Annotated in this window: 14 protein-coding genes and 1 pseudogene; 7 read left to right on the forward strand and 8 right to left on the reverse strand. The window is 35.9% G+C overall.

The annotated features are described in order from the left end of the window. Positions 1 to 19: 19 nt before the first annotated feature. Together QUH73_RS04615 and QUH73_RS04620 are read left to right on the forward strand one after the other, a co-directional pair. A complete protein-coding gene (locus tag QUH73_RS04615; protein ID WP_289529290.1) occupies positions 20 to 1,342 on the forward strand; it encodes an NCS2 family permease in 1,323 nt (440 codons plus the stop codon). A gap of 210 nt (positions 1,343 to 1,552) precedes the next feature. Next, on the forward strand, positions 1,553 to 2,425 hold the full coding sequence (locus QUH73_RS04620; protein WP_289529291.1) for a hypothetical protein: 873 nt from the start codon (positions 1,553 to 1,555) through the stop codon (positions 2,423 to 2,425). An 87-nt stretch (positions 2,426 to 2,512) separates the two neighbouring features. On the opposite strand, the gene QUH73_RS04625 is transcribed toward QUH73_RS04620, so the two are convergent. The 4 genes and pseudogenes from QUH73_RS04625 to lipA form a co-directional block, all read right to left on the reverse strand. Beyond that, on the reverse strand, positions 2,513 to 3,745 hold the full coding sequence (locus QUH73_RS04625) for a uracil-xanthine permease family protein (RefSeq protein WP_289529292.1): 1,233 nt from the start codon (positions 3,743 to 3,745) through the stop codon (positions 2,513 to 2,515). Between the two features lie 225 nt (positions 3,746 to 3,970). After that, positions 3,971 to 5,680, reverse strand: a complete 1,710-nt coding sequence (gene recJ, locus QUH73_RS04630) for a single-stranded-DNA-specific exonuclease RecJ (RefSeq protein ID WP_289529293.1) — start codon at positions 5,678 to 5,680, stop codon at positions 3,971 to 3,973. Between the two features lie 23 nt (positions 5,681 to 5,703). Next, positions 5,704 to 6,408, reverse strand: a complete 705-nt coding sequence (gene lipB / locus QUH73_RS04635) for a lipoyl(octanoyl) transferase LipB (protein ID WP_289529294.1) — start codon at positions 6,406 to 6,408, stop codon at positions 5,704 to 5,706. Beyond that, positions 6,401 to 7,288 (reverse strand): annotated as a pseudogene (lipA, locus tag QUH73_RS04640) (lipoyl synthase); the annotation flags it as partial. The gene lipB and the pseudogene lipA, both read right to left, overlap by 8 nt. Positions 7,289 to 7,797: 509 nt before the next feature. Here lipA and lysS point away from each other — a divergent pair. From lysS to QUH73_RS04655, 3 genes are all read left to right on the forward strand, one after another. Continuing rightward, positions 7,798 to 9,519, forward strand: coding sequence for a lysine--tRNA ligase (lysS, locus tag QUH73_RS04645; protein WP_289529295.1), 1,722 nt, complete (start codon positions 7,798 to 7,800; stop codon positions 9,517 to 9,519). A gap of 126 nt (positions 9,520 to 9,645) precedes the next feature. Then, positions 9,646 to 10,641 (forward strand): NAD(P)H-dependent glycerol-3-phosphate dehydrogenase, encoded by a 996-nt coding sequence (locus QUH73_RS04650; RefSeq protein ID WP_289529296.1) that lies wholly within the window; start codon positions 9,646 to 9,648, stop codon positions 10,639 to 10,641. A gap of 216 nt (positions 10,642 to 10,857) precedes the next feature. Beyond that, a complete protein-coding gene (locus tag QUH73_RS04655) occupies positions 10,858 to 12,198 on the forward strand; it encodes a glucose-6-phosphate isomerase (RefSeq protein ID WP_289529297.1) in 1,341 nt (446 codons plus the stop codon). Positions 12,199 to 12,236: 38 nt separating this feature from the next. Here the strand turns inward: QUH73_RS04655 and QUH73_RS04660 are convergent, their stop codons facing one another. Next, a complete protein-coding gene (locus QUH73_RS04660; protein ID WP_289529298.1) occupies positions 12,237 to 12,542 on the reverse strand; it encodes a hypothetical protein in 306 nt (101 codons plus the stop codon). A gap of 101 nt (positions 12,543 to 12,643) precedes the next feature. Between QUH73_RS04660 and QUH73_RS04665 the strand changes: the two genes are divergently transcribed. Next, positions 12,644 to 13,546: a DMT family transporter gene (locus QUH73_RS04665; RefSeq protein ID WP_289529299.1), complete on the forward strand. Its 903-nt coding sequence runs from the start codon at positions 12,644 to 12,646 to the stop codon at positions 13,544 to 13,546. Here QUH73_RS04665 and QUH73_RS04670 read toward each other — a convergent pair. Further along, the gene (locus QUH73_RS04670; RefSeq protein ID WP_289529300.1) at positions 13,543 to 16,032 is read right to left on the reverse strand and encodes a PAS domain S-box protein; all 2,490 of its coding nucleotides are present in this window, start codon (positions 16,030 to 16,032) and stop codon (positions 13,543 to 13,545) included. The genes QUH73_RS04665 and QUH73_RS04670 overlap by 4 nt on opposite strands. 182 nt (positions 16,033 to 16,214) lie before the next feature. Continuing rightward, positions 16,215 to 17,567, reverse strand: coding sequence for a cyclic 2,3-diphosphoglycerate synthase (locus QUH73_RS04675; RefSeq protein WP_289529301.1), 1,353 nt, complete (start codon positions 17,565 to 17,567; stop codon positions 16,215 to 16,217). A 300-nt stretch (positions 17,568 to 17,867) separates the two neighbouring features. Between QUH73_RS04675 and QUH73_RS04680 the strand changes: the two genes are divergently transcribed. Next, positions 17,868 to 18,506 carry an acyl carrier protein phosphodiesterase gene (locus tag QUH73_RS04680; RefSeq protein ID WP_289529302.1) on the forward strand — a complete coding sequence of 213 codons (639 nt, stop codon included), beginning with the start codon at positions 17,868 to 17,870 and terminating at the stop codon, positions 18,504 to 18,506. Here QUH73_RS04680 and rodA read toward each other — a convergent pair. Beyond that, complete coding sequence (gene rodA, locus QUH73_RS04685; protein ID WP_289529303.1) at positions 18,445 to 19,869, reverse strand: rod shape-determining protein RodA; 1,425 nt, start codon at positions 19,867 to 19,869, stop codon at positions 18,445 to 18,447. The genes QUH73_RS04680 and rodA overlap by 62 nt on opposite strands. Between the last annotated feature and the right edge of the window lie 5 nt (positions 19,870 to 19,874).

A 19,874-nucleotide genomic window follows, 5' to 3' on the forward strand; every position in this document is an offset into this window, starting at 1 on the left:
AAACTAATTATAAACAACCATGTTAGATAAATTTTTTAATATCACCGGGCAAGGTTCAAACTTGAAGACAGAAATTGTCGCCGGTTTAACCACTTTTGCCACTATGGCCTATATTTTGGCTGTAAATCCATACTTTCTCTCCGTTGCAGGGATGGATTATGGTGCTGTAATGACTGCAACTGCATTATCAGCAGTTATTGCTACATTAGTTATGGCATTGGTTGCTAAACTTCCTTTTGCTTTGGCTCCGGGAATGGGACTAAATGCCTTTTTCGCATTCACCGTATGTGGTGTAATGGGATGCAGCTGGCAGTTAGCTCTTACTGCAGTATTTGCTGAAGGTATCATCTTTCTTTTGCTTACGTTCTTTAACGTTCGCGAAGCCATTATCAACTCAATTCCTACCAATATTAAACATGCTATTTCTGTAGGTATTGGTCTGTTTATTGCTTTTATCGGATTAGCTCATAAAGATGTTGCAATTATTGTTCAGGGACAAGGAGTTCCTGTTCACTTAGGAAACCTTCATTCTGCAGGGGCATTGCTTTGTATCTTAGGCATCATTGTTATTGGTGTACTTTTGGTTCGCAATGTAAAAGGTGCAATCTTAATTGGACTTCTTGCAGTAACTGTTGTTGGATTGATTCCAGGATTAGATGTTACCAGTCTTCCTAAAGATGGTGGTTTAGTTAGTCTTCCTCCATCATTAGAACCTATTTTCTTTAAGTTTGTCGGATTTGAAGAAATTCTATCCTGGAAATTTGTTTCGATTCTATTCGTTTTCCTTTTTGTAGATATGTTCGACACTGTTGGAACTCTTGTTGGTGTATCTTCAAAAGCAAATCTTTTGGATTCAGAAGGAAGAGTACCACGTGTTAAGCAAGCTCTTTTTGCTGATGCTATTGGTACTACTGTAGGTGCGGTATTGGGAACATCAACTGTAACAACTTACGTTGAAAGTGCTGCGGGTGTAGCCGAAGGCGGAAAAACAGGTATGACCTCATTGGTTGTAGCATTCATGTTCTTTCTGGCCTTATTCTTCACGCCGCTTTTCACAATGATTCCTGCAGCTGCAAGTTCATCAGTTCTTGTAATCATCGGTATTTTCATGATGAGCCCAATCACCAAAATTAACTTTGATGATTACTCAGAATTCATTCCTGCTTTCCTTACCATGATTATGATGCCTCTTGCATACAGCATCGCAGAAGGTATTGCATTCGGTATGCTTTCCTATGTAATTTTAAAAGTACTAACTGGTCGTTACAAGGAACTAAACATTGCAATGATTTGTATTTCCTTTTTATTTGTACTGAAATACATTTATAATATTGGTGAGTAATTGCCTCTTCCCAAAATATTTACAATCCCTCATACAGTGTATGGGGGATTTTTTTATCATTTTTTTTTCAATTTCATAGAAACAAAATTATGCTCAACCACACACTAATCGCAGAATATAAGTCATTTATCACCATTTATGAATCTTTTATCAAAACTTTATTGTTTTTTATCCGTTTAAGAATACATATTGAAATAAATAAGGAAAGATATGAGAGCGAGAGGATTAATAGGTTGGGCATTTCTTATTATACCAGGAATAATTTCCTGTTCCACATCGGAAGAAGATATGAATATGGAAATTCAAATCACCAACGCGATTAATATTGAAGAAAATGCGATGGTGAACTGCATTTTAGAAGACCTTCTTTGTGAGGTGGAAAAAAATGTGATTGCAACCGATTATGGTACAAACATAAAAGACAACACCAAAAGAGATTCAATTCCAGTCATTAAAGTAAGTGGTGACGACGAACCTCAAACATCCACAAAAACAATAAGTATCAACTATGGATTAAGTAATCATACCGATCATTTAGGAAGATTAAAGCGTGGACAAATACACAACGAAATTTCAGGGAGATACATGACGAGTCAGACTCTTCAATCTATTCATTTCGAAGAATTTTGTATTAATGATCTAAAAATAGAAGGTCGTATTGAAATTACATCGAATGGATTCAACGAATTTGATCAGCTAAGCTTTACCATTTTATACGACAGTATTGTTTTCACCTCTTCAAACGGATTACAATACAGTATTACAGGTACAAAAACCAAAGAATGGATTGACGGATACAGCACTCCGGAAAACCCATGGGATGATCAATTTCTGGTTTCCGGTGAATGCCATGGAATCAATTCTGAAAATAGAGAATATCATTCAAAGATATCAACACCATTGTTAATAAGTCGCTCGTGCGAGTTCATTTTATCCGGCGAAACTGAATTTCAAATAGAAAATGAAACGGTATTTTATAGTTTTGGAGATAGCATGTGCGACAACAAGGGACACTACATCCGAAAAGGCGAGACAAATAATTTTGAATTTGGAAGATATTCTTTTAGAAAAATAACCCAATAAATTTCTTGATGTATTAATATAGTATATGACAAAAAAGTCCCAACCGGGACTTTTCGTTTATATCTATTGTGAGTAAAGTATTCTTAACTAGTCCTCCTTACTTCCTTTAATTGGCTTAGAAGTATCTGGTAAAATCAGATTCAAAATAACTCCTACCAAAGAAGCAAGACCAATTCCTGCTAAGGAGAAAGTTCCATATGAAATTTGTGCTCCACCAATTCCTACGGTTAATACAATAGAAATAATCACCTGATTTCTGGTTTTTGAGAAATCTGTCTTGGCATCAATTAATGTTTTGATTCCAATACTGGCAATCAGACCAAACAACAGCAGCATAATTCCTCCCAAAACGGCTTGTGGAATTGTTTTAAGAAATGCACTCACTTTTCCGATCAAAGAAAATACTACTGCCGTAATTGCAGCAATTCTCAATACCCGCGGATCGGTAACCTTAGTTAATGCTATTGCTCCGGTTACTTCAGAATAAGTTGTATTTGGTGGTCCACCAAAAAATCCAGCGAAAGCTGTTGCAATACCATCACCAAGAAGTGTTCTGTGCAAACCAGGATCTTTTACAAATTTCTTATTCGCCACTCCTCCAATCGCATACATATCACCTACGTGTTCTATAATCGGGGCAAAAGCAACAGGAAGCATATATAATACAGCACCCCAGTTTAATTCCGGACGAACAAAATCAGGCAATGCAAACCATGCAGCATCATTAATTGACGTAAAATCAACTTTTCCTAATACAATAGAGAGAATGTAACCAACAATAATTCCCACAAAAATAGGAATCAGCTTAATCATTCCTTTGCTGTAAACAACGATAAGAACTGCCGTTAATAAAGAGACAGAGGAAATAATCCAATTTGTTTTCGCCATGTTTACGGCTACTGGAGCCAGTGAAAGACCAATAATCATGATTACAGGGCCCACCACAATAGAAGGAAATATTTTCTCGATTACACCTAAGCCCCAAACTTTGATTATTGCAGAGACAACGCCATATACCAAACCAACAGCAATTAAACCAGAGAGCGCTCCCGGTAAACCATACAATTCTGTGGCGGCTACAATTGGTGCGATAAATGCAAAACTACTGCCTAAAAAAACAGGAACCTTACCTTTTGTGATTAAATGAAAAATCAAGGTTCCAATTCCTGCTGTAAATAATGCGACTGATGGGTCAATACCGACTAATAACGGGACAAGGACTGTTGCACCAAATGCAACAAATAAGAACTGAATCCCGATAATAATTCTTTTCGCGGGACTATCAAAGTTCGGAGTGCTGGTTTCTTGAGACTGGATCATAAAATAGGTTTAGATTTTTTACAAATTGGCGCAAATATAGCAAGGATGCCTCGAAGAACAAATTCGAATAGTTGTTTTTAAAGAAGCTCTCTTTATGATGATCATGCTCAACACACAATAAAATCAAGCGTTTAAAACACTCAGACTATCTAAATAAAACAGTCAAAAAAAGGAAATAAAATGAATAAACAGGAAGAAACCAATTCCTGATAGATCTAAAATTATTTAGAATTTAATATCACGAACCATTAATTGAGTTTCAACTTTTCCCATGTACTCATTCTCCTGAAGTGAGTAACAAACATCAAATGGAACACCACTTGAAATTTTAGGATACAAATTTCCCATTGAAAAGGCAATACCTGCTTTTACATCTCCTTCGCGAATATCATCAACAACTGAAAGTTTAAGATGTTCTTTATTTCTTCCTACCGGACGACTGTAACCGTAATCGAGAACTTGTTCGCTCATAAAAACCGGGGTCATATTCTTTGGACCGAAAGGCTCAAACTGCTTAATAATCCGGAAAAATTTAGGTGTGATATCAGATAATTTTATATTTGCATCAATCTTAACCTGAGGAACTAACATGTCTTCTGAAATGTTATTTACCACATAATCTTCAAAACGTTTTTGAAATTCACCAACGTTCTCAATTTTCATAGTTAAACCTGCAGCATACTTGTGACCACCAAAGTTTTCCAATAAATCACTACATTCCGAAATTGCATTGTACAAATCAAAACCGTCAACCGAACGAGCGCTGCCAGTAGCAAAACCATTCGACTCGGTAAGAATTACTGTTGGTTTATAATAATTCTCAATCATTCGAGAAGCAACAATACCAATCACTCCTTTGTGCCAGTTCCGATCAAAAAGAACAGTACTTTTTTTAGCAAGCAACGCGTTGCTTTTTGCAACTCTTTCCAGTGCCTCATCCGTAATATTATGATCCAATTCTTTGCGATCTTCGTTCATCACATCAATAGTATCTCCTATTAATATGGCAGACTCCTCTGTATCGGCAATCAGCAATTGAACTGCCCGATTGCCCGATTGAATTCTTCCTGCAGCATTAATTCTTGGGCCAACTTTAAAAACAATATCGTTTACTGTTAAATCTTTGTCAACTCCGGCTAAATTCAATATTGTTTTCAGGCCTAATCTCGGAGAATTATTTAGCTGTATTAATCCAAAATAAGTCAGTACTCTATTCTCGCCAGTAATTGGGACAATATCCGAAGCTATACTAACAGCCAATAAATCAAGTAATGGGATTAACTCCTCAAATGGCCATTCCTTTTTCTGAGCCAACCCCTGCATTAGCTTAAAGCCAACTCCACAACCTGATAATGCATCACAAGGATAATCGCAATCCAATCTTTTAGGATCGAGAACTGCAACCGCCTCAGGCAAAATATCGCCTGGTGTATGATGATCACAAACTATAAAATCGATGCCTTTTTCTTTCGCGTATGCAATTTTACCAACAGCCTTAATACCACAGTCCAATGAAATTATCAATCTGAAGTTGTTCTCCGCAGCGTAATCAATCCCTGCTGTCGACACGCCGTAACCTTCAGAGTAACGATCAGGAATATAATAATCTATAAAATCGAAGTGTTTTTTAAGATAAGTGTAAACAAGAGAAACAGATGTGGTTCCATCAACGTCATAATCACCATAGATCATAACTCTTTCTTGTTTCTGAATTGCTGTCTCGATTCTTTCAACAGCTTTATCCATGTCTTTCATTAGGAAAGGATCGTGCAGATCATCAAGGCTGGGACGAAAAAATTTCTTTGCCATTTCGAATGTAGTAATCCCACGTTGAACCAGCAGGTCAGCAACTAAACGATCAACACCAAGTGATTCCATAAGTGTTATAACCGTTCCTTCATCTCCCGGCTCATTGATTACCCATCTCTTTTCCATATTCTAGAATTTGGCTAGCTAAATTAGTCAATTTCAAGCGTCATATCAAACAGTTTAGTGATATGGCTCTTCAAATTATGTTTTACTTCTTCAATATCAAGCTCTTTGCCCAATTCTTTTTTTAATGATGTTACTCCTTTATCAACAAATCCACATGGATTGATGTACTCAAAATATTTAAGATCGGTATTTACATTAAAAGCAAAACCATGCATGCTTACCCATCTGCTGATTCGCACACCAATAGCACAAATCTTTCGAACAGTAGGTTTTTCAACATCCAACCAAACTCCTGTTGCTCCTTCTAATCGCGTTCCAACAATTCCATAATCGGCAATACAGTTAATAACAGCTTGCTCCAGAGTTTCAATGTATTTTTTAATTCCCATATCGTAGGTTTCCAAATTTAAAATTGGATAACCAACAATCTGACCTGGTCCATGATAGGTAATATCACCTCCGCGATTAATTTTATGAAAAGTTGCCTCTTTTGCCTGCAGTTGCAGCAAATCAAGAAGCATATTTTGTTCTTTCCCGCTTTTCCCCAGTGTATACACGTGTGGATGTTCACAGAATAACAAATAATTGTTTGATAATTTTTTCTGATCGGCCGGAAGATCAGCATTAGCCTGCTTGGATGTCAGGACTTCATTAAACAGGTTCTCCTGATAGTCCCATGCTTCTTTATAATCAATCGATCCCAGATCGCGAAATACAGTCTTAATCATCTTTTAAACTCCGTTTTAAGTTTAACGCATTCACATGACGTTCTGCATGATACGAAGAACGCACCAAAGGCGTACTTTCTACAAATGCAAAACCTTTTTCCAAACCAACAGTTTCATATTTTTTGAACACCTCAGGAGTAATGTATTCCTGAACTTCCAAATGGTTTTTTGTTGGCTGTAAATACTGACCAATAGTCATGACTCTAACTCCCACCTCAAGCAAGTCATCCATTACCTGATAAATCTCTTCTTCTTTCTCGCCTAAACCAAGCATTATTCCCGATTTAGCAACGATCCCCGAATCTGCAATTTGCTTTAACACCTTTAAGCTAAGGTCGTATTTTGCTTTGCTTCGAACTTCACGGGTTAATCTTCGAACCGTTTCCAGATTATGGGAGATCACCTCCGGATTCATATCAATCACTCTTTGAATGTCCTCCTCTTTCCCATTAAAATCGGGGATTAAAACCTCAAGTGTGGTTTCCGGAGTAGTTTCTTTAATACACTTAATAGTTTCAGCCCAAATTCCAGAACCTCCGTCTTCCAAATCATCCCGGTCAACAGAAGTTATTACGGCATGTTTTAAGCTCATCAACTTAATAGAACGAGCCAACCTCTTAGGTTCTTTCCAATCTGCCTCAAGTGGCTTTCCTGTTGGAACGTTACAAAATTTGCAGGCACGCGTACAGATATTTCCTAAAATCATAAAGGTAGCAGTTCCATTCCCCCAACATTCACCAACATTCGGACATTTCCCGCTCGAACAAATAGTATGCAATCCATTCTCCTTTACTATTCCATTCACGTATGCATAATCGTCACCCTTTGGCAACTGTATTTTCAACCAATCTGGTTTTCTTCTTGTCTTCATTTTACTACTGCTTAATTTTTCCTGATGATTAAAAACTCTTTAGGCTTTTTCATCAACAATTTATAACCGATCAAAAAGCCACAAATAATCAATTGATTTTCAGCAACAAACACAACGTCAAAATTTTATTTTTAAATAAAAACAAATCCACGCAAAGGTATTCGAAACATTTTAACTTTTCATAAAATACCTCATGTTTTTGCCTCATTCGTGAACATTTCACTATGTTTATTCAATCTAAATACTATTAATTTCATGCAATATTACCAATTATATTTGGCTTTGCAATGGGATCTGAAACAACACATTTTTCGATTAAGAAAAAGAACAATTTTCTGGCAAAGAAAATAAGTTCCCTTTTTGAACCTTTAGTAAACTCCCTAAGTTAGCAGACACAATCAATTATCATACTTTTATCAGCGCAATTCACATTAAATCCAATAAGTAAAGCTATTGAAATTAATTATTTGGACAGATTATATTATCTTTGCACCCGAATAAACTTTATTGAGATTAAGATGAATGCGTTAGAACTTAGTGAACAAGAAATCATTAGAAGGAATTCCCTTAAAGAAATGCAGTCTATGGGTATCAACCCATTTCCTGCGGCACAATATCATGTAAACAGCTTTTCTTCAGATATTCTGAAAGATTTCGATCCTGAAAAGAACAACCTTCAAGAGGTTTGTATCGCGGGTAGAATCATGAACAGAAGAATTATGGGTAAAGCTTCCTTTCTTGAACTTCAGGATTCGAAGGGAAGAATACAGATTTACATTACCAGAGATGATATTTGCCCGGGCGAAGATAAAACTCTATACAATACTGTATTCAAAAAACTGACTGATATTGGTGATTTTATTGGAATTAAAGGATACGTATTTGTTACTCGTGCAGGCGAAACTTCGGTTCATGCAACTGAAATGACAATCCTTTCAAAATCTATTCGTCCGCTTCCTGTTGTTAAGGAAAAAGACGGAAAAATATACGATGCTTTCAGCGATCCTGAGATGCGTTACCGTCAGCGATATGTTGATTTAGTAGTAAACCCGGCTGTTAAAGATGTTTTTTTGAAAAGAACAAAGATCATCAACTCGATGCGTGAGCTTTTCAACAGCAAAGATTACTTAGAGGTAGAAACTCCAATCTTACAAGCTATTCCCGGCGGTGCATCTGCCCGTCCGTTCGAAACACATCACAATGCATTGGATATTCCTTTGTATATGCGTATCGCCAACGAACTATATTTGAAAAGATTGATCGTTGGTGGATTCGATGGAGTTTATGAGTTTGCGAAAGATTTCCGTAACGAGGGAATGGATCGTACTCACAACCCTGAATTTACAGTCATGGAAATCTATGTTGCCTATAAGGATTACAACTGGATGATGGACTTTACCGAAGAAATGATTGAAAAAATTGCAATGGATCTTCATGGCAAAACCAAATTAATGGTTGGTGACAAGGAGATTGATTTCAAGCGTCCTTTCAAGCGTATCTCTATGCTTGATTCTATTCTTGAGTTTACAGGAATCGACATCAATGGAATGGATGACGTTCAACTTCGGGAAGTTTGTAAAAAACTGAATATCGAAGCGGATGAAACCATGGGGAAAGGAAAATTAATCGATGAAATTTTTGGTGAGAAATGTGAAGGGAATTACATTCAGCCAACTTTCATTACCGATTATCCTGTTGAGATGTCTCCTCTTTGTAAAAAACACAGAGACAATCCGGAATTAACCGAGCGTTTCGAGTTAATGGTGAATGGAAAAGAGCTTTGTAATGCATATTCGGAGCTAAATGATCCTATTGATCAGTTAGAGCGTTTCCAGGATCAGAACAAACTGAGCGAAAAAGGGGATGATGAAGCTATGTTTATTGATATGGACTTTGTTCGTGCTCTTGAATATGGTATGCCACCTACATCAGGTATGGGAATTGGTATTGATCGGTTAACCATGTTGATGACCAACTCTCAGTCGATTCAGGACGTATTGTTCTTCCCTCAAATGAGACCTGAGAAGAAAGCTGCAGTTGACAGTGATGATAAATTTATTGCTTTGGGAATTGCTCCTGAATGGATGCCAATAATTCGTAAAGCAGGATTCCAAACTGTCAGCGCTTTAAAAGATGAGAAGTCAACAAAACTTCACCAAGATATTTGTGGCTGGAATAAAAAACTAAAAATGGGATTAAAAAACCCAAGTCAAGAAGAAGTAGCAGAGTGGTTGTCTTAATCCTTTCTTAAAAATATTTTCATATCGGAGGTCGGGAATTTCTCCCTTCCTCCGATATTTAGTAAATTAGAGATCTGATCGTTACAAAAATAATTCTCTAATTGTACCTGACTTATCAATAAATTCATGAACAAATCATCAAAAATTGCCATAATTGGTGGTGGTAGCTGGGCTACAGCTATTGCAAAAATCTTTATGGAAAATGTAGCAGAAATTAACTGGTACATGCGTAATCCGGATACCATTGACCAGTTCAAGGAATTAGGTCATAACCCACGCTACATTACCAGCGCAGAATTTGATATCGACAAAATCAATTTTTCGCATAATATTGATGAAATCGTAACAAATTCAGACATCATTATATTTGCAATACCATCCGCATTCTTAAAAAATGCGCTTAAAAATCTTACAGTAAGCCTTAAAGATAAATTTGTTGTATCTGCAATTAAAGGTATTGTTCCCGATGAAAACATGATTATTGGTGAATTCTTTAATGAAAAATACAATGTGCCAATTGATAACATCGGAGTAATTTCCGGTCCTTGCCATGCGGAAGAAGTTGCATTGGAAAGATTGTCATATTTAACTATTGCCTCTCAAAATACCAAGAACGCAAGAGTTTTGGCTTTGAAAATGGAATGTGCTTATATTAAAACAACCATTTCTGATGATATTTATGGAACTGAATATTCTGCCGTTCTAAAAAATGTTATTGCCATTGCTTCCGGTATTTGCCACGGACTTCGTTATGGTGATAATTTTCAAGCTGTGTTGATCTCGAACGCTATTCAAGAAATTAAACGTTTTGTAGATACGGTTCATCCCATTACAAGAGATATTAAAAGCTCAGCTTATTTAGGCGATTTATTGGTTACCTGTTATTCTCAATTTAGTAGAAACAGAACTTTTGGAACCATGATTGGGAAAGGATATTCTGTGAAATTTGCTCAGTTAGAAATGCACATGATTGCCGAAGGATATTATGCGGTTAGTTGTATCAAGGAAATTAATGATAAATACAAGGTTCACATGCCAATTACCATGGCTGTTTATAATATTCTGTACGAAAAAATATCTCCAGCTATGGAAATTAAATTATTAACAGAAGATTTACGTTAAAGTTATTTTTCAATTGTAAATTTACCTTTTGAAATTTTATCTTTTTCAAAACGTAAAAGGAACTTCTTTGCATGAATGCAGATCCGCAAAGCATTCATCAATCATTTTAGTTTGAATAAATATTATTAATTATACACATTAAACCCATTTCTGTCTTTCGCTCTGAGGGGGTATCGGTTCTGACAGATCTGGATTTTACATCTTAATTTGAAAATAATGGAACACATCAAGTTGAGCTTTGAAAAATCTTTAAACTTCGTAAGTAAGGAAGAGATTTTCAAATTTAAAGAAGAGAGTCAAAAACATTTAACTGCTCTTCGAGAAGGAACCGGTAAGGGAAATGATTTTGTTGGTTGGGTAGATTTACCTTCTCAGATTACTGAAGAAGAGCTAAATGATATCGAAGCAACTGCTTTGTCTTTGAAAGATAAAGTAGAAGTACTTGTGGTTATTGGTATAGGAGGATCATACCTGGGTGCAAAAGCTGTTAACGATGCTTTGGCTCATAGTTTCGATCAACTGAATATCGGTAATGAAAATCCACTTGTATTGTATGCCGGACAAAACATTAGCGAAGATTATCTGTTTGAATTAATGGATATTTTAAAAGATCTTGAATTTGGTATTTGTGTAATCTCTAAATCGGGAACAACTACCGAACCTGCTATTGCCTTCCGTTTGTTAAAAGAACTTTTGGAAGAAAATGTTGGCAAAGAAGAAGCCCGCGAAAGAATAATCGCTATTACCGATGCATCGAAAGGCGCTCTTAGAACTCTTGCTGTTCAGGAAGGATACAAAACTTTTGTAATTCCTGATGATGTAGGCGGTCGGTTCTCTGTGTTAACTCCGGTTGGCTTGCTTCCTATCGCAGTAGCGGGTCACGATATCAAGGAATTGGTAAAAGGGGCTAAATCGATGCAGGAATATTCAATGGCAACTGCATTCGAAGAAAATCCAGCATTACTATACGCTGCCAGCAGAAATGCTCTTTACGCAAAAGGCAAGGGAATTGAAATTTTGGCCAATTACAATCCTAAACTGCACAATGTAGCCGAATGGTGGAAGCAGCTTTACGGAGAAAGTGAAGGAAAAGAAAACAAAGGTATTTTTCCGGCCAGTGTTGATTTCACAAGTGATTTACACTCAATGGGACAATACATTCAGGAAGGACAGCGTAACATTTTCGAAACTGTTATTTCAATTGCTAAACCCAACCATACTGTAGTTATTCCTGAAGATAAAGACAATCTTGACGGTTTGAACTTTTTGGCTGGAAGACGTATTGATGCGGTGAATAAAATGGCCGAATTGGGAACTCAGTTGGCTCACGTTGATGGTGGTGTTCCAAATCTAAGAATTGAAATGCCTCAGTTGAATGAATTCTACTTGGGAGAATTAATATACTTCTTTGAAATTGCCTGTGGTGTTAGTGGTTATATTTTGGATGTAAACCCATTTGACCAACCAGGTGTTGAAGCATACAAAAGCAACATGTTTGCTTTGCTTGAAAAACCAGGTTTCGAAGAGGAAACTAAAAAAATCAAAGAGAAATTGTAGTCTCAATTTCAATACAATACTATAAATAAAAGATCAACTCAAAGTTGATCTTTTTTTATTTCCTCGGTTTGCAGTTCTTCTGCTAAACTCTTTTTTGCATCCCTTCTAATCCGTATTTTTTTCCCGGCAAACTGTCCCAAAAAGAAAGCACTCACCATAATTGGATAGGTGTATAACTGAAAACCCAAACCGAATAAATGCCGAAACAGGATTACAAATGGAATGGGTACATGAATACAGACAAACCACATTACTGAGAACTTTTTAAATCCTTGCCTGATAAATCCAAAAGGCACATTCAAAATAAAAGTCGAGAGAGCTGCAAAAAGTAAATTTAGTTCCATGCAAACGAATATATTAATAATATCTAATAAAACGGGGCGTAATCTCCTTAATAAAAACAAACTAATATTTACATTTACTGCAATTAAAAATACCTTAAACGATGCAGTACTCATCTAAACTAAAAGGAAGCTTGTTGGCGCTATTGGCAACCATCAGCTTTTCGAACATATACATTTTCAGTAAACTGGCGATGAAAGATGTCAGTCTTGCCTCTTTTGGGTTGTTGTGGTTTGCCTTTGCTCTGCTATACAATTACCTGTACTATTATTTTTTTACTGACAGAAAAAAACTAAGCTCATTATCTAATAAATCAAAATTCATTTTAATTCTAATCGGATGTTCAGAGGTAATATCAATGTCTGCTTTCTTTCTCTCAATAAAACTGACTGAAAATCCGGCAATCGTTTCATTCCTAGCAAATACCAGTCCCATATTTGTAATTTTCATTGGATATGTTTTTCTGAAAATAAGATACAATTTACCGGCTGTAATCGGAATTGCAGTTACTCTTAGCGGCGTTGTTTTAATCAATTATAACAACACCGTTTCCGATTTGGGAAGTTTTATAACGCCGGCAAGTATTGCCACGCTTGTTTTTGCATTATTCTATGGAATAAGCCTGGTGCTTGCACGATCTGAAATTAAAACAATTCCTTCTACGATGATTACGGTTTGCCGATCATTGTTTTTATTTCTGGGATTTGCATTGTACAGCCTCTTTATTTTTGAAGTGCCTCACTACACGGCAGACTCACTGCTTTGCATCAGTGTTGGATCCATTTTTGGGCCGTTTTTGGGTGTAACCCTTACGTTTGCCTCCTTAAAATTTGTCGATGCATCAATCACTACCTTAATTTGCACATCAAGAAGTTTCTTTATTGTTTTAGGAGCCTTTATTTTTATGGATCTTTTGCCGAGCAACAATCAGTTATTAGGTGGAATTTTTATTATTTTTGGAATTGTGCTAATCACCATTGGCGATATCCAAAAGAAATCGAACTAATTCAGAACCCTTCTTACCTCTGTTAAAAAATCATTTTTAGTAATTGGCATTGTAATATAGCCATGACATCCTGCATCAATATATCGCTCTTCTTCCCCTTTTATAGCATAAGCTGTCTGAGCAATCACTTTTGTATCCTGATTCCTGTTTTTTATTAAAGACAAACAATCTATCGTTGATTTACTATGAATGTTCATATCAAGAATAAGCAAATCAGGCGTTAATTCATTCAACATGTTTATCATGATATTCTCATTTGAAGCATGAGAAATAATAACATCTTCTCCATCAAATAATTTTTGCAAATAAAGAAATGAGTTATAATCTTCCTCTGCAATTAATACATATTTTCGACCAATAGACTCCGTCCGCTTTACAACTTGTGCATCATCAGCACCAATCATTTCGTTTTTAGAATAAGGTAGTGTAAAATAAAAAGTACTGCCTTTTCCAACTACCGATTCGAACCTGATTTCACCTCCCAAAAGCTCAACAAGTCCTTTTGAAATACTTAAACCTAATCCTGTTCCATCAGTAAACTGCTCTTCATCTCCTTGTCTGAAACGTTCAAAAATGATATCATGTCTGTTTTTAGGTATTCCGCAACCTTCATCTTTCACATATACTTCAATTACTGTCTGCGACAAATATTCCTTAAAACTATATCCAACTTCAACCTTACCCACTTCTGAAAATTTGATTGCATTATTAAGCAAATTATCAAGAATCTGATGAAACCGATTAGAATCTGTAAAAACAGAAAGTCTTTCATACTCTTCCGGCAAATTCAAAACCAACTCGATATTAGGTTTACTTTCTAATAACACTCCCCTTTTTACAACCTCTATACTGCTTACAAATAATTCGTGCAAATTGGTTTCTACTCTATGAACCGCCACCTGATCCAATTCCAATTTAGAGATATCGACAATATCATCAATAAGCTGCAACAGTCTATTCCCTGAATTTTGAATAATATTTATGTACTGAGATTTTTCAGCATCATCCAATTCTGAATCAACAAGTAATTCTGAAAATCCCATAATTGCATTCATTGGAGTACGTATCTCATGACTCATATTGGCGAGAAAAATCGATTTCAACTTATCACTTTCCTCAGCCTTTTCTTTTGCCTTTAACAGCTCTCTTTCAGCCAGCTTTATATCCGTAATATCTCTTGAAACACCTAGTACTCCGAGTAACTTTCCCTCAACATCGTGCATTGGAGTTTTAATCGTCTCAGTTAAAAGTCTGTTTCCAGTGGTAGCGGAAACAGCCCAATTGGTAAAGCGAACGCTTTTTGCGCTATTTAAAACCTCCAAATCTTTTTCCCAATAAAAATCAGCAATCTCACGTGGATAAAAATCATAATCTGATTTGCCAATAAGCGCATTTCCTTGTAAGCCATTAAATTTTTCGAAGTTCCGATTACACGACAGATATATTCCCTTTGGATCTTTTAACCAAATCATTTCAGGCACAGTTTCTATCAGTATTTTTAAATGAGCTCTTTCATTTTCAACCAACGCCATGGCATTCTTACGCAAAGAAATATCACGAACCATAACCCAAAATCCTTTGGGCTTATCTTTTTCTTCCTTCAACAAATAGATACGCAGTTCAACAGGAATCAAACTTCCATCTTTTCGTGTACACTCCTTTTCATATACTCTGGAACTTCCGGATACGAGAACCTCTTCTTCCATTATTTTCTGCTCAAATTCAAGCCATTTTAAAGGGGTTAAATCATGACAATTCATGTGCAGCAATTCATCAGAGGAGTAACCAAGCATTTCTTTGAATGCTGTGTTAAATTCGATCACATTGGCATCCATATCCAAAACAACAAATGCATCGTTCATGCTTTCATACAAACGCGAATATTTTTCCTCTGTTCTACTTAATGCGATTTTATTAGCTCTGTTTTGCAATTGTCGGTTCATGAATAATCCCAGCAACATATTGCCCAGTGGATAAATCGTTAACAGGGGCCAGGAAATTTGCAGCAAAGTCGGCATGGTTTTTTCCGAAGGCAAAAATACAGAGCAACTAATCATCGCCAAATGAACGGCAACTCCTAAAAGTAAATATTTTAACCAATAAGATTTCACACCGATTTTTTTCCATAAAATACCTATCACACCGGAACTGATTATAACGGCAATTCCCATAAACATTCCTTCTCCGCCCAAAATAAAACGATAGGTACCTGTAATTAGAATTGCAATAATAGTAGGAATTGCACCAAAAAATAACCCAGAAATGGAAAGGATAACTGAACGCGTATCAAAAACAACTCCAGTTGCCATTTCCCAGGAAGAAAGCATAAGAACAACACCAATAGCACCTACAATTCCACCTGCCAATAATTGATCCCATATGGATTTAAGACCAGTTCTTCTCACCCACAAATAATCATACAACATACTAAATGACAGCAATATTGCAGTGTTCTGTATTAAACTTAGAAACATGGAATTATTCATAAATAAAGTAGTAGTAATTTCCTATTGTGGTTATAGTCAATATTAAGAGTGTTTTATCTCTTACTTTACAAAAAATGTATACTTCATTTTCTAAATAAAGTTTTGTTTTCATTCATCTTTTAGAATAAAAAAGAGCAGATTAAATCTACTCTTTTACAATAAAAATAAGATTACTTCTCTATTTAAGCCATTTCCTTATTCAAATGATGTTTTTCAGTAAACTTATTTATTACATGAGATAATTTTGGATACCCAATCTCTTCCAAATCATAATAAACGCGGGTTGTAGGTTTTTTAATATTGATAATTCTATTTAAATCTATTGGAGTGCCAATAATAACAGAATCGCAATCGCTGCTGTTAATTGTAGTTTCCAAATCCTTAAGCTGTTGATCTGAATAACCCATTGCAGGTAAAATATTACCAATATTTGGATAAATTTCGTAGGTTTCTTTCAATTTTCCTACAAGATAAGGTCGGGCATCAATTTCTTCTATGGCGCCAAATTTGCGTGCCGCAATTGTACCTGCGCCAATCTTCATTTCACCATGAGTTAAAGTTGGCCCATCTTCAACTATTAAAACACGCTTGCCACGAATCAACTCAGGATGATCAACAGTGATTGGTGAAGCTCCATCAATTACGATAGCCTTTGGATTTGCCAATGCAATATTTTCGCGGACTGTTTGAATTCCTTCCGGAGTTGCTGAATCCATTTTATTAATAACAACAACATCAGCCAACCGGAGATTAACTTCTCCCGGATAGTAATTCATTTCGGCTCCCGCACGATGAGGATCTGCAACTGTAATTGTTAAATCTGGTTTGTAAAAGGAGAAATCATTATTGCCGCCATCCCATAAAATAACATCGCATCCATCGGGATCTTCCTCTGCAGCACGAACAATTGCCTCATAATCAACTCCGGCGTAAATTATATTACCACGGGTAACATGTGGTTCATATTCCTCCATTTCCTCTATGGTACATTTATGCTTTTTTAAATCTTCTACTGTTGCAAAACGTTGTACTTTTTGAGCAACCAAATCACCGTAAGGCATAGGGTGACGTATTGCAATCACCTTTAATCCTTTATCCATTAATTCTTCAATAACCTTTCTCGATGTTTGGGATTTACCACAACCAGTTCTTGTCGCAACAACAGCAATCACAGGCTTATGGCTTTTTATCATTGTATCACCAGGCCCCAACAATTTAAAGTTAGATCCGGCAGCGTTAACAATCGCACTCACGTTCATTACTTTTTTATACGGAACATCCGAATAAGAAAAAACACAATCATCTACACAATGTTCTTTAATCAATTTAACCAAATCCTCTTCTGCATAAATCGGAATCCCCGCAGGATATAATACCCCAGCCAATTCAGCAGGATATTTTCTTCCATCAATATCAGGAATTTGAGCGGCAGTAAATGCAACAACATTGTACTCTGAGTTGTCTCTAAAGTAAGTGTTGAAATTGTGAAAATCACGACCTGCAGCACCAATAATAATGACATTCTTTTTAGCCATAACTTCTGTTTCTTAAGTTAAAATTAGTATTAGGTATGAATACTTAAAATTAAAACTTTAAAGGAATTTTTCTAATTTTAACGACTTTAAGTTATAGATTTTGAGTCTGTTGCTTAACACGAGCCGAAAAATTGACTTTGTCATGAAACTGTCATAACTTATTTAGTTTTTCCGTTGTTATAAAACTTTTAAACTTCCCTATTGCCAATACCCAAACACTTCCCCGTAAAAAAAGAAAATACAAAATTGAATTGAAATTATTATTTATTGCTTATTTTCGGGAAACAACACTGGTGAAACATGAATTTTTTAGCACACCAATACCTTTCAGGTGATTCGGAAAAAGTGAAGATTGGAAATTTTATTGGTGATTACATTAAAGGCAATAAATACAAGGATTATCATCCTGAAATCCAAAAAGGCATTCTCCTGCATCGAAATATTGATTACTTCACTGATCATCATCCAATTGTTTTGCAAAGCTCAAACAGACTTAAAAATGGATATAAAAGATACTCAGGAGTTGTTGTCGATATGATCTACGACCATTTTTTAGCTAAAAAATGGAATCAATATCATACTCAGCCCATTTCAAGCTTTGTCAACAAATCACATGAAATATTAGTGAAGAACTATTTGATTCTTCCTCAAAAAGTAAAACTGTTTCTTCCCTTCTTAATTCAAAGCAGAAGATTAGAAAGCTATTCAACAATTGATGGTTTACAAACTGCGTTAAAAATCATGTCCCGCAGAACCAGTTTGCCTGATCAGACCGATTATGCAATAAAAACGCTCCTCGATCAATATAAGGAAATTGAAAATGAATTTGACTGCTTCATGAGTGATCTCATAAGCTATGTGAGCAATGAACATCAAATTATCGCAACAATTCCAAACGATTGGCATCTAAACGAAGGAATACGAACAACAGAATGGTAAAGGCCCACAAGGAAGATCCACCATAGCTGAAAAATGGCAAAGGAATTCCTATAACCGGAGCAAGGCCAATTGTCATACCAACATTTATTGCCACATGGAAAAACAAGATACAAGCTACTCCGTATCCATATATCCGACTAAAAGGAGATCGTTGCCTTTCGGCCAAAAACGACAAACGAATTATTAAAAGTAGTAGAAGGGATAAAACTATAGTAGAACCAATAAATCCCCATTCTTCACCTACGGTACAAAAAATAAAATCGGTACTTTGTTCAGGAACAAATTTGAATTTCGTTTGTGTTCCATTCAAAAATCCTTTTCCTGTAAATCCGCCGGATCCAATTGCAATTTTTGATTGAGCCACATTGTATCCGGCACCGGAAGGATCTGACTCAATTCCTAACAAGTCGTTTATACGTTCTTGTTGATGAGATTCCAAAACATTTTCAAACAAATAACTCACCGAAAATGTGAAAAACAAACTACCAACAGCAATCAGCAAAACCCAAATAACATTCTTAAGTCGTTCTCTATAAATATAATATAAGAAGGGTATGATATTTAAACTTATTGATATTATTAATATCACGTAGGTGGAAACATTCAATTGCAAAGCCTTAATTACTCCCCAAACCAAACCAAAACAGATAAATACCGCAGACAGACCAATTATTATTTGCTTGAACCGAAGCCCCATAAATTTCAGGCATATAAAAGAAAATCCTAAAATAATAAGAAGCACATTTAGCTTGGGCAAAAGAAGTGTTATTATAAATAATACCGCGGATAAAAAGCCAACAAATAAAACAACACCTGAAAGTCCTTCCCTGTATAACACCAATATGAAAACGACATATACCAAAGCCGATCCGGCATCTCGCTGCAGAAGTATTAAAACAGCCGGGGTAAATAAAATTACTCCTGCTATAACCAAGGACTTAAATTTGTGTATCTTAAAATTAAACTGACTTATGTATCGTGAAATGGCCAGACAAGTTGCAAATTTAGCAAACTCTGCAGGCTGTAAACGAATTCCTCCAATCTCAAACCATGATCGGGCACCGTTGACCTCCCTGCCAAATATCAGTACTGCAACGAGGAGAAAAATCATAAACAGATAGGTGGGATAAGCGAACGCAGAGAAAAATTTACCTTCTATTATCAGAATAACGATTGCGAGAAAAAAAGCCGCTCCGATCCACATCAATTGTTTTCCGTATCTCTGACTGATATCAAAAATACTTTGATGTTCCTCGTTGTAAACTGCGGCGTAAATATTTATCCATCCAAGAAAAACAAGCAGAACATATAAAAAAATTGTCCACCAATCCAGATTCTTTATTGAACTTACCTTTCTAGTCATTCCAA

The sequence above is a fragment of the Labilibaculum sp. K2S genome, from assembly GCF_030372765.1.
Lineage (GTDB): Bacteria > Bacteroidota > Bacteroidia > Bacteroidales > Marinifilaceae > Labilibaculum.

Coding starts and splice junctions, on each gene's coding strand:
- QUH73_RS04615 (WP_289529290.1), top strand. CDS start 20: ATGTTAGATAAATTTTTTAATATCACCGGGCAAGGTTCAAACTTGAAG.
- QUH73_RS04620 (WP_289529291.1), top strand. CDS start 1,553: ATGAGAGCGAGAGGATTAATAGGTTGGGCATTTCTTATTATACCAGGA.
- QUH73_RS04625 (WP_289529292.1), bottom strand. CDS start 3,745: ATGATCCAGTCTCAAGAAACCAGCACTCCGAACTTTGATAGTCCCGCG.
- recJ (WP_289529293.1), bottom strand. CDS start 5,680: ATGGAAAAGAGATGGGTAATCAATGAGCCGGGAGATGAAGGAACGGTT.
- lipB (WP_289529294.1), bottom strand. CDS start 6,408: ATGATTAAGACTGTATTTCGCGATCTGGGATCGATTGATTATAAAGAA.
- lysS (WP_289529295.1), top strand. CDS start 7,798: ATGAATGCGTTAGAACTTAGTGAACAAGAAATCATTAGAAGGAATTCC.
- QUH73_RS04650 (WP_289529296.1), top strand. CDS start 9,646: ATGAACAAATCATCAAAAATTGCCATAATTGGTGGTGGTAGCTGGGCT.
- QUH73_RS04655 (WP_289529297.1), top strand. CDS start 10,858: ATGGAACACATCAAGTTGAGCTTTGAAAAATCTTTAAACTTCGTAAGT.
- QUH73_RS04660 (WP_289529298.1), bottom strand. CDS start 12,542: ATGGAACTAAATTTACTTTTTGCAGCTCTCTCGACTTTTATTTTGAAT.
- QUH73_RS04665 (WP_289529299.1), top strand. CDS start 12,644: ATGCAGTACTCATCTAAACTAAAAGGAAGCTTGTTGGCGCTATTGGCA.
- QUH73_RS04670 (WP_289529300.1), bottom strand. CDS start 16,032: ATGAATAATTCCATGTTTCTAAGTTTAATACAGAACACTGCAATATTG.
- QUH73_RS04675 (WP_289529301.1), bottom strand. CDS start 17,567: ATGGCTAAAAAGAATGTCATTATTATTGGTGCTGCAGGTCGTGATTTT.
- QUH73_RS04680 (WP_289529302.1), top strand. CDS start 17,868: ATGAATTTTTTAGCACACCAATACCTTTCAGGTGATTCGGAAAAAGTG.
- rodA (WP_289529303.1), bottom strand. CDS start 19,869: ATGACTAGAAAGGTAAGTTCAATAAAGAATCTGGATTGGTGGACAATT.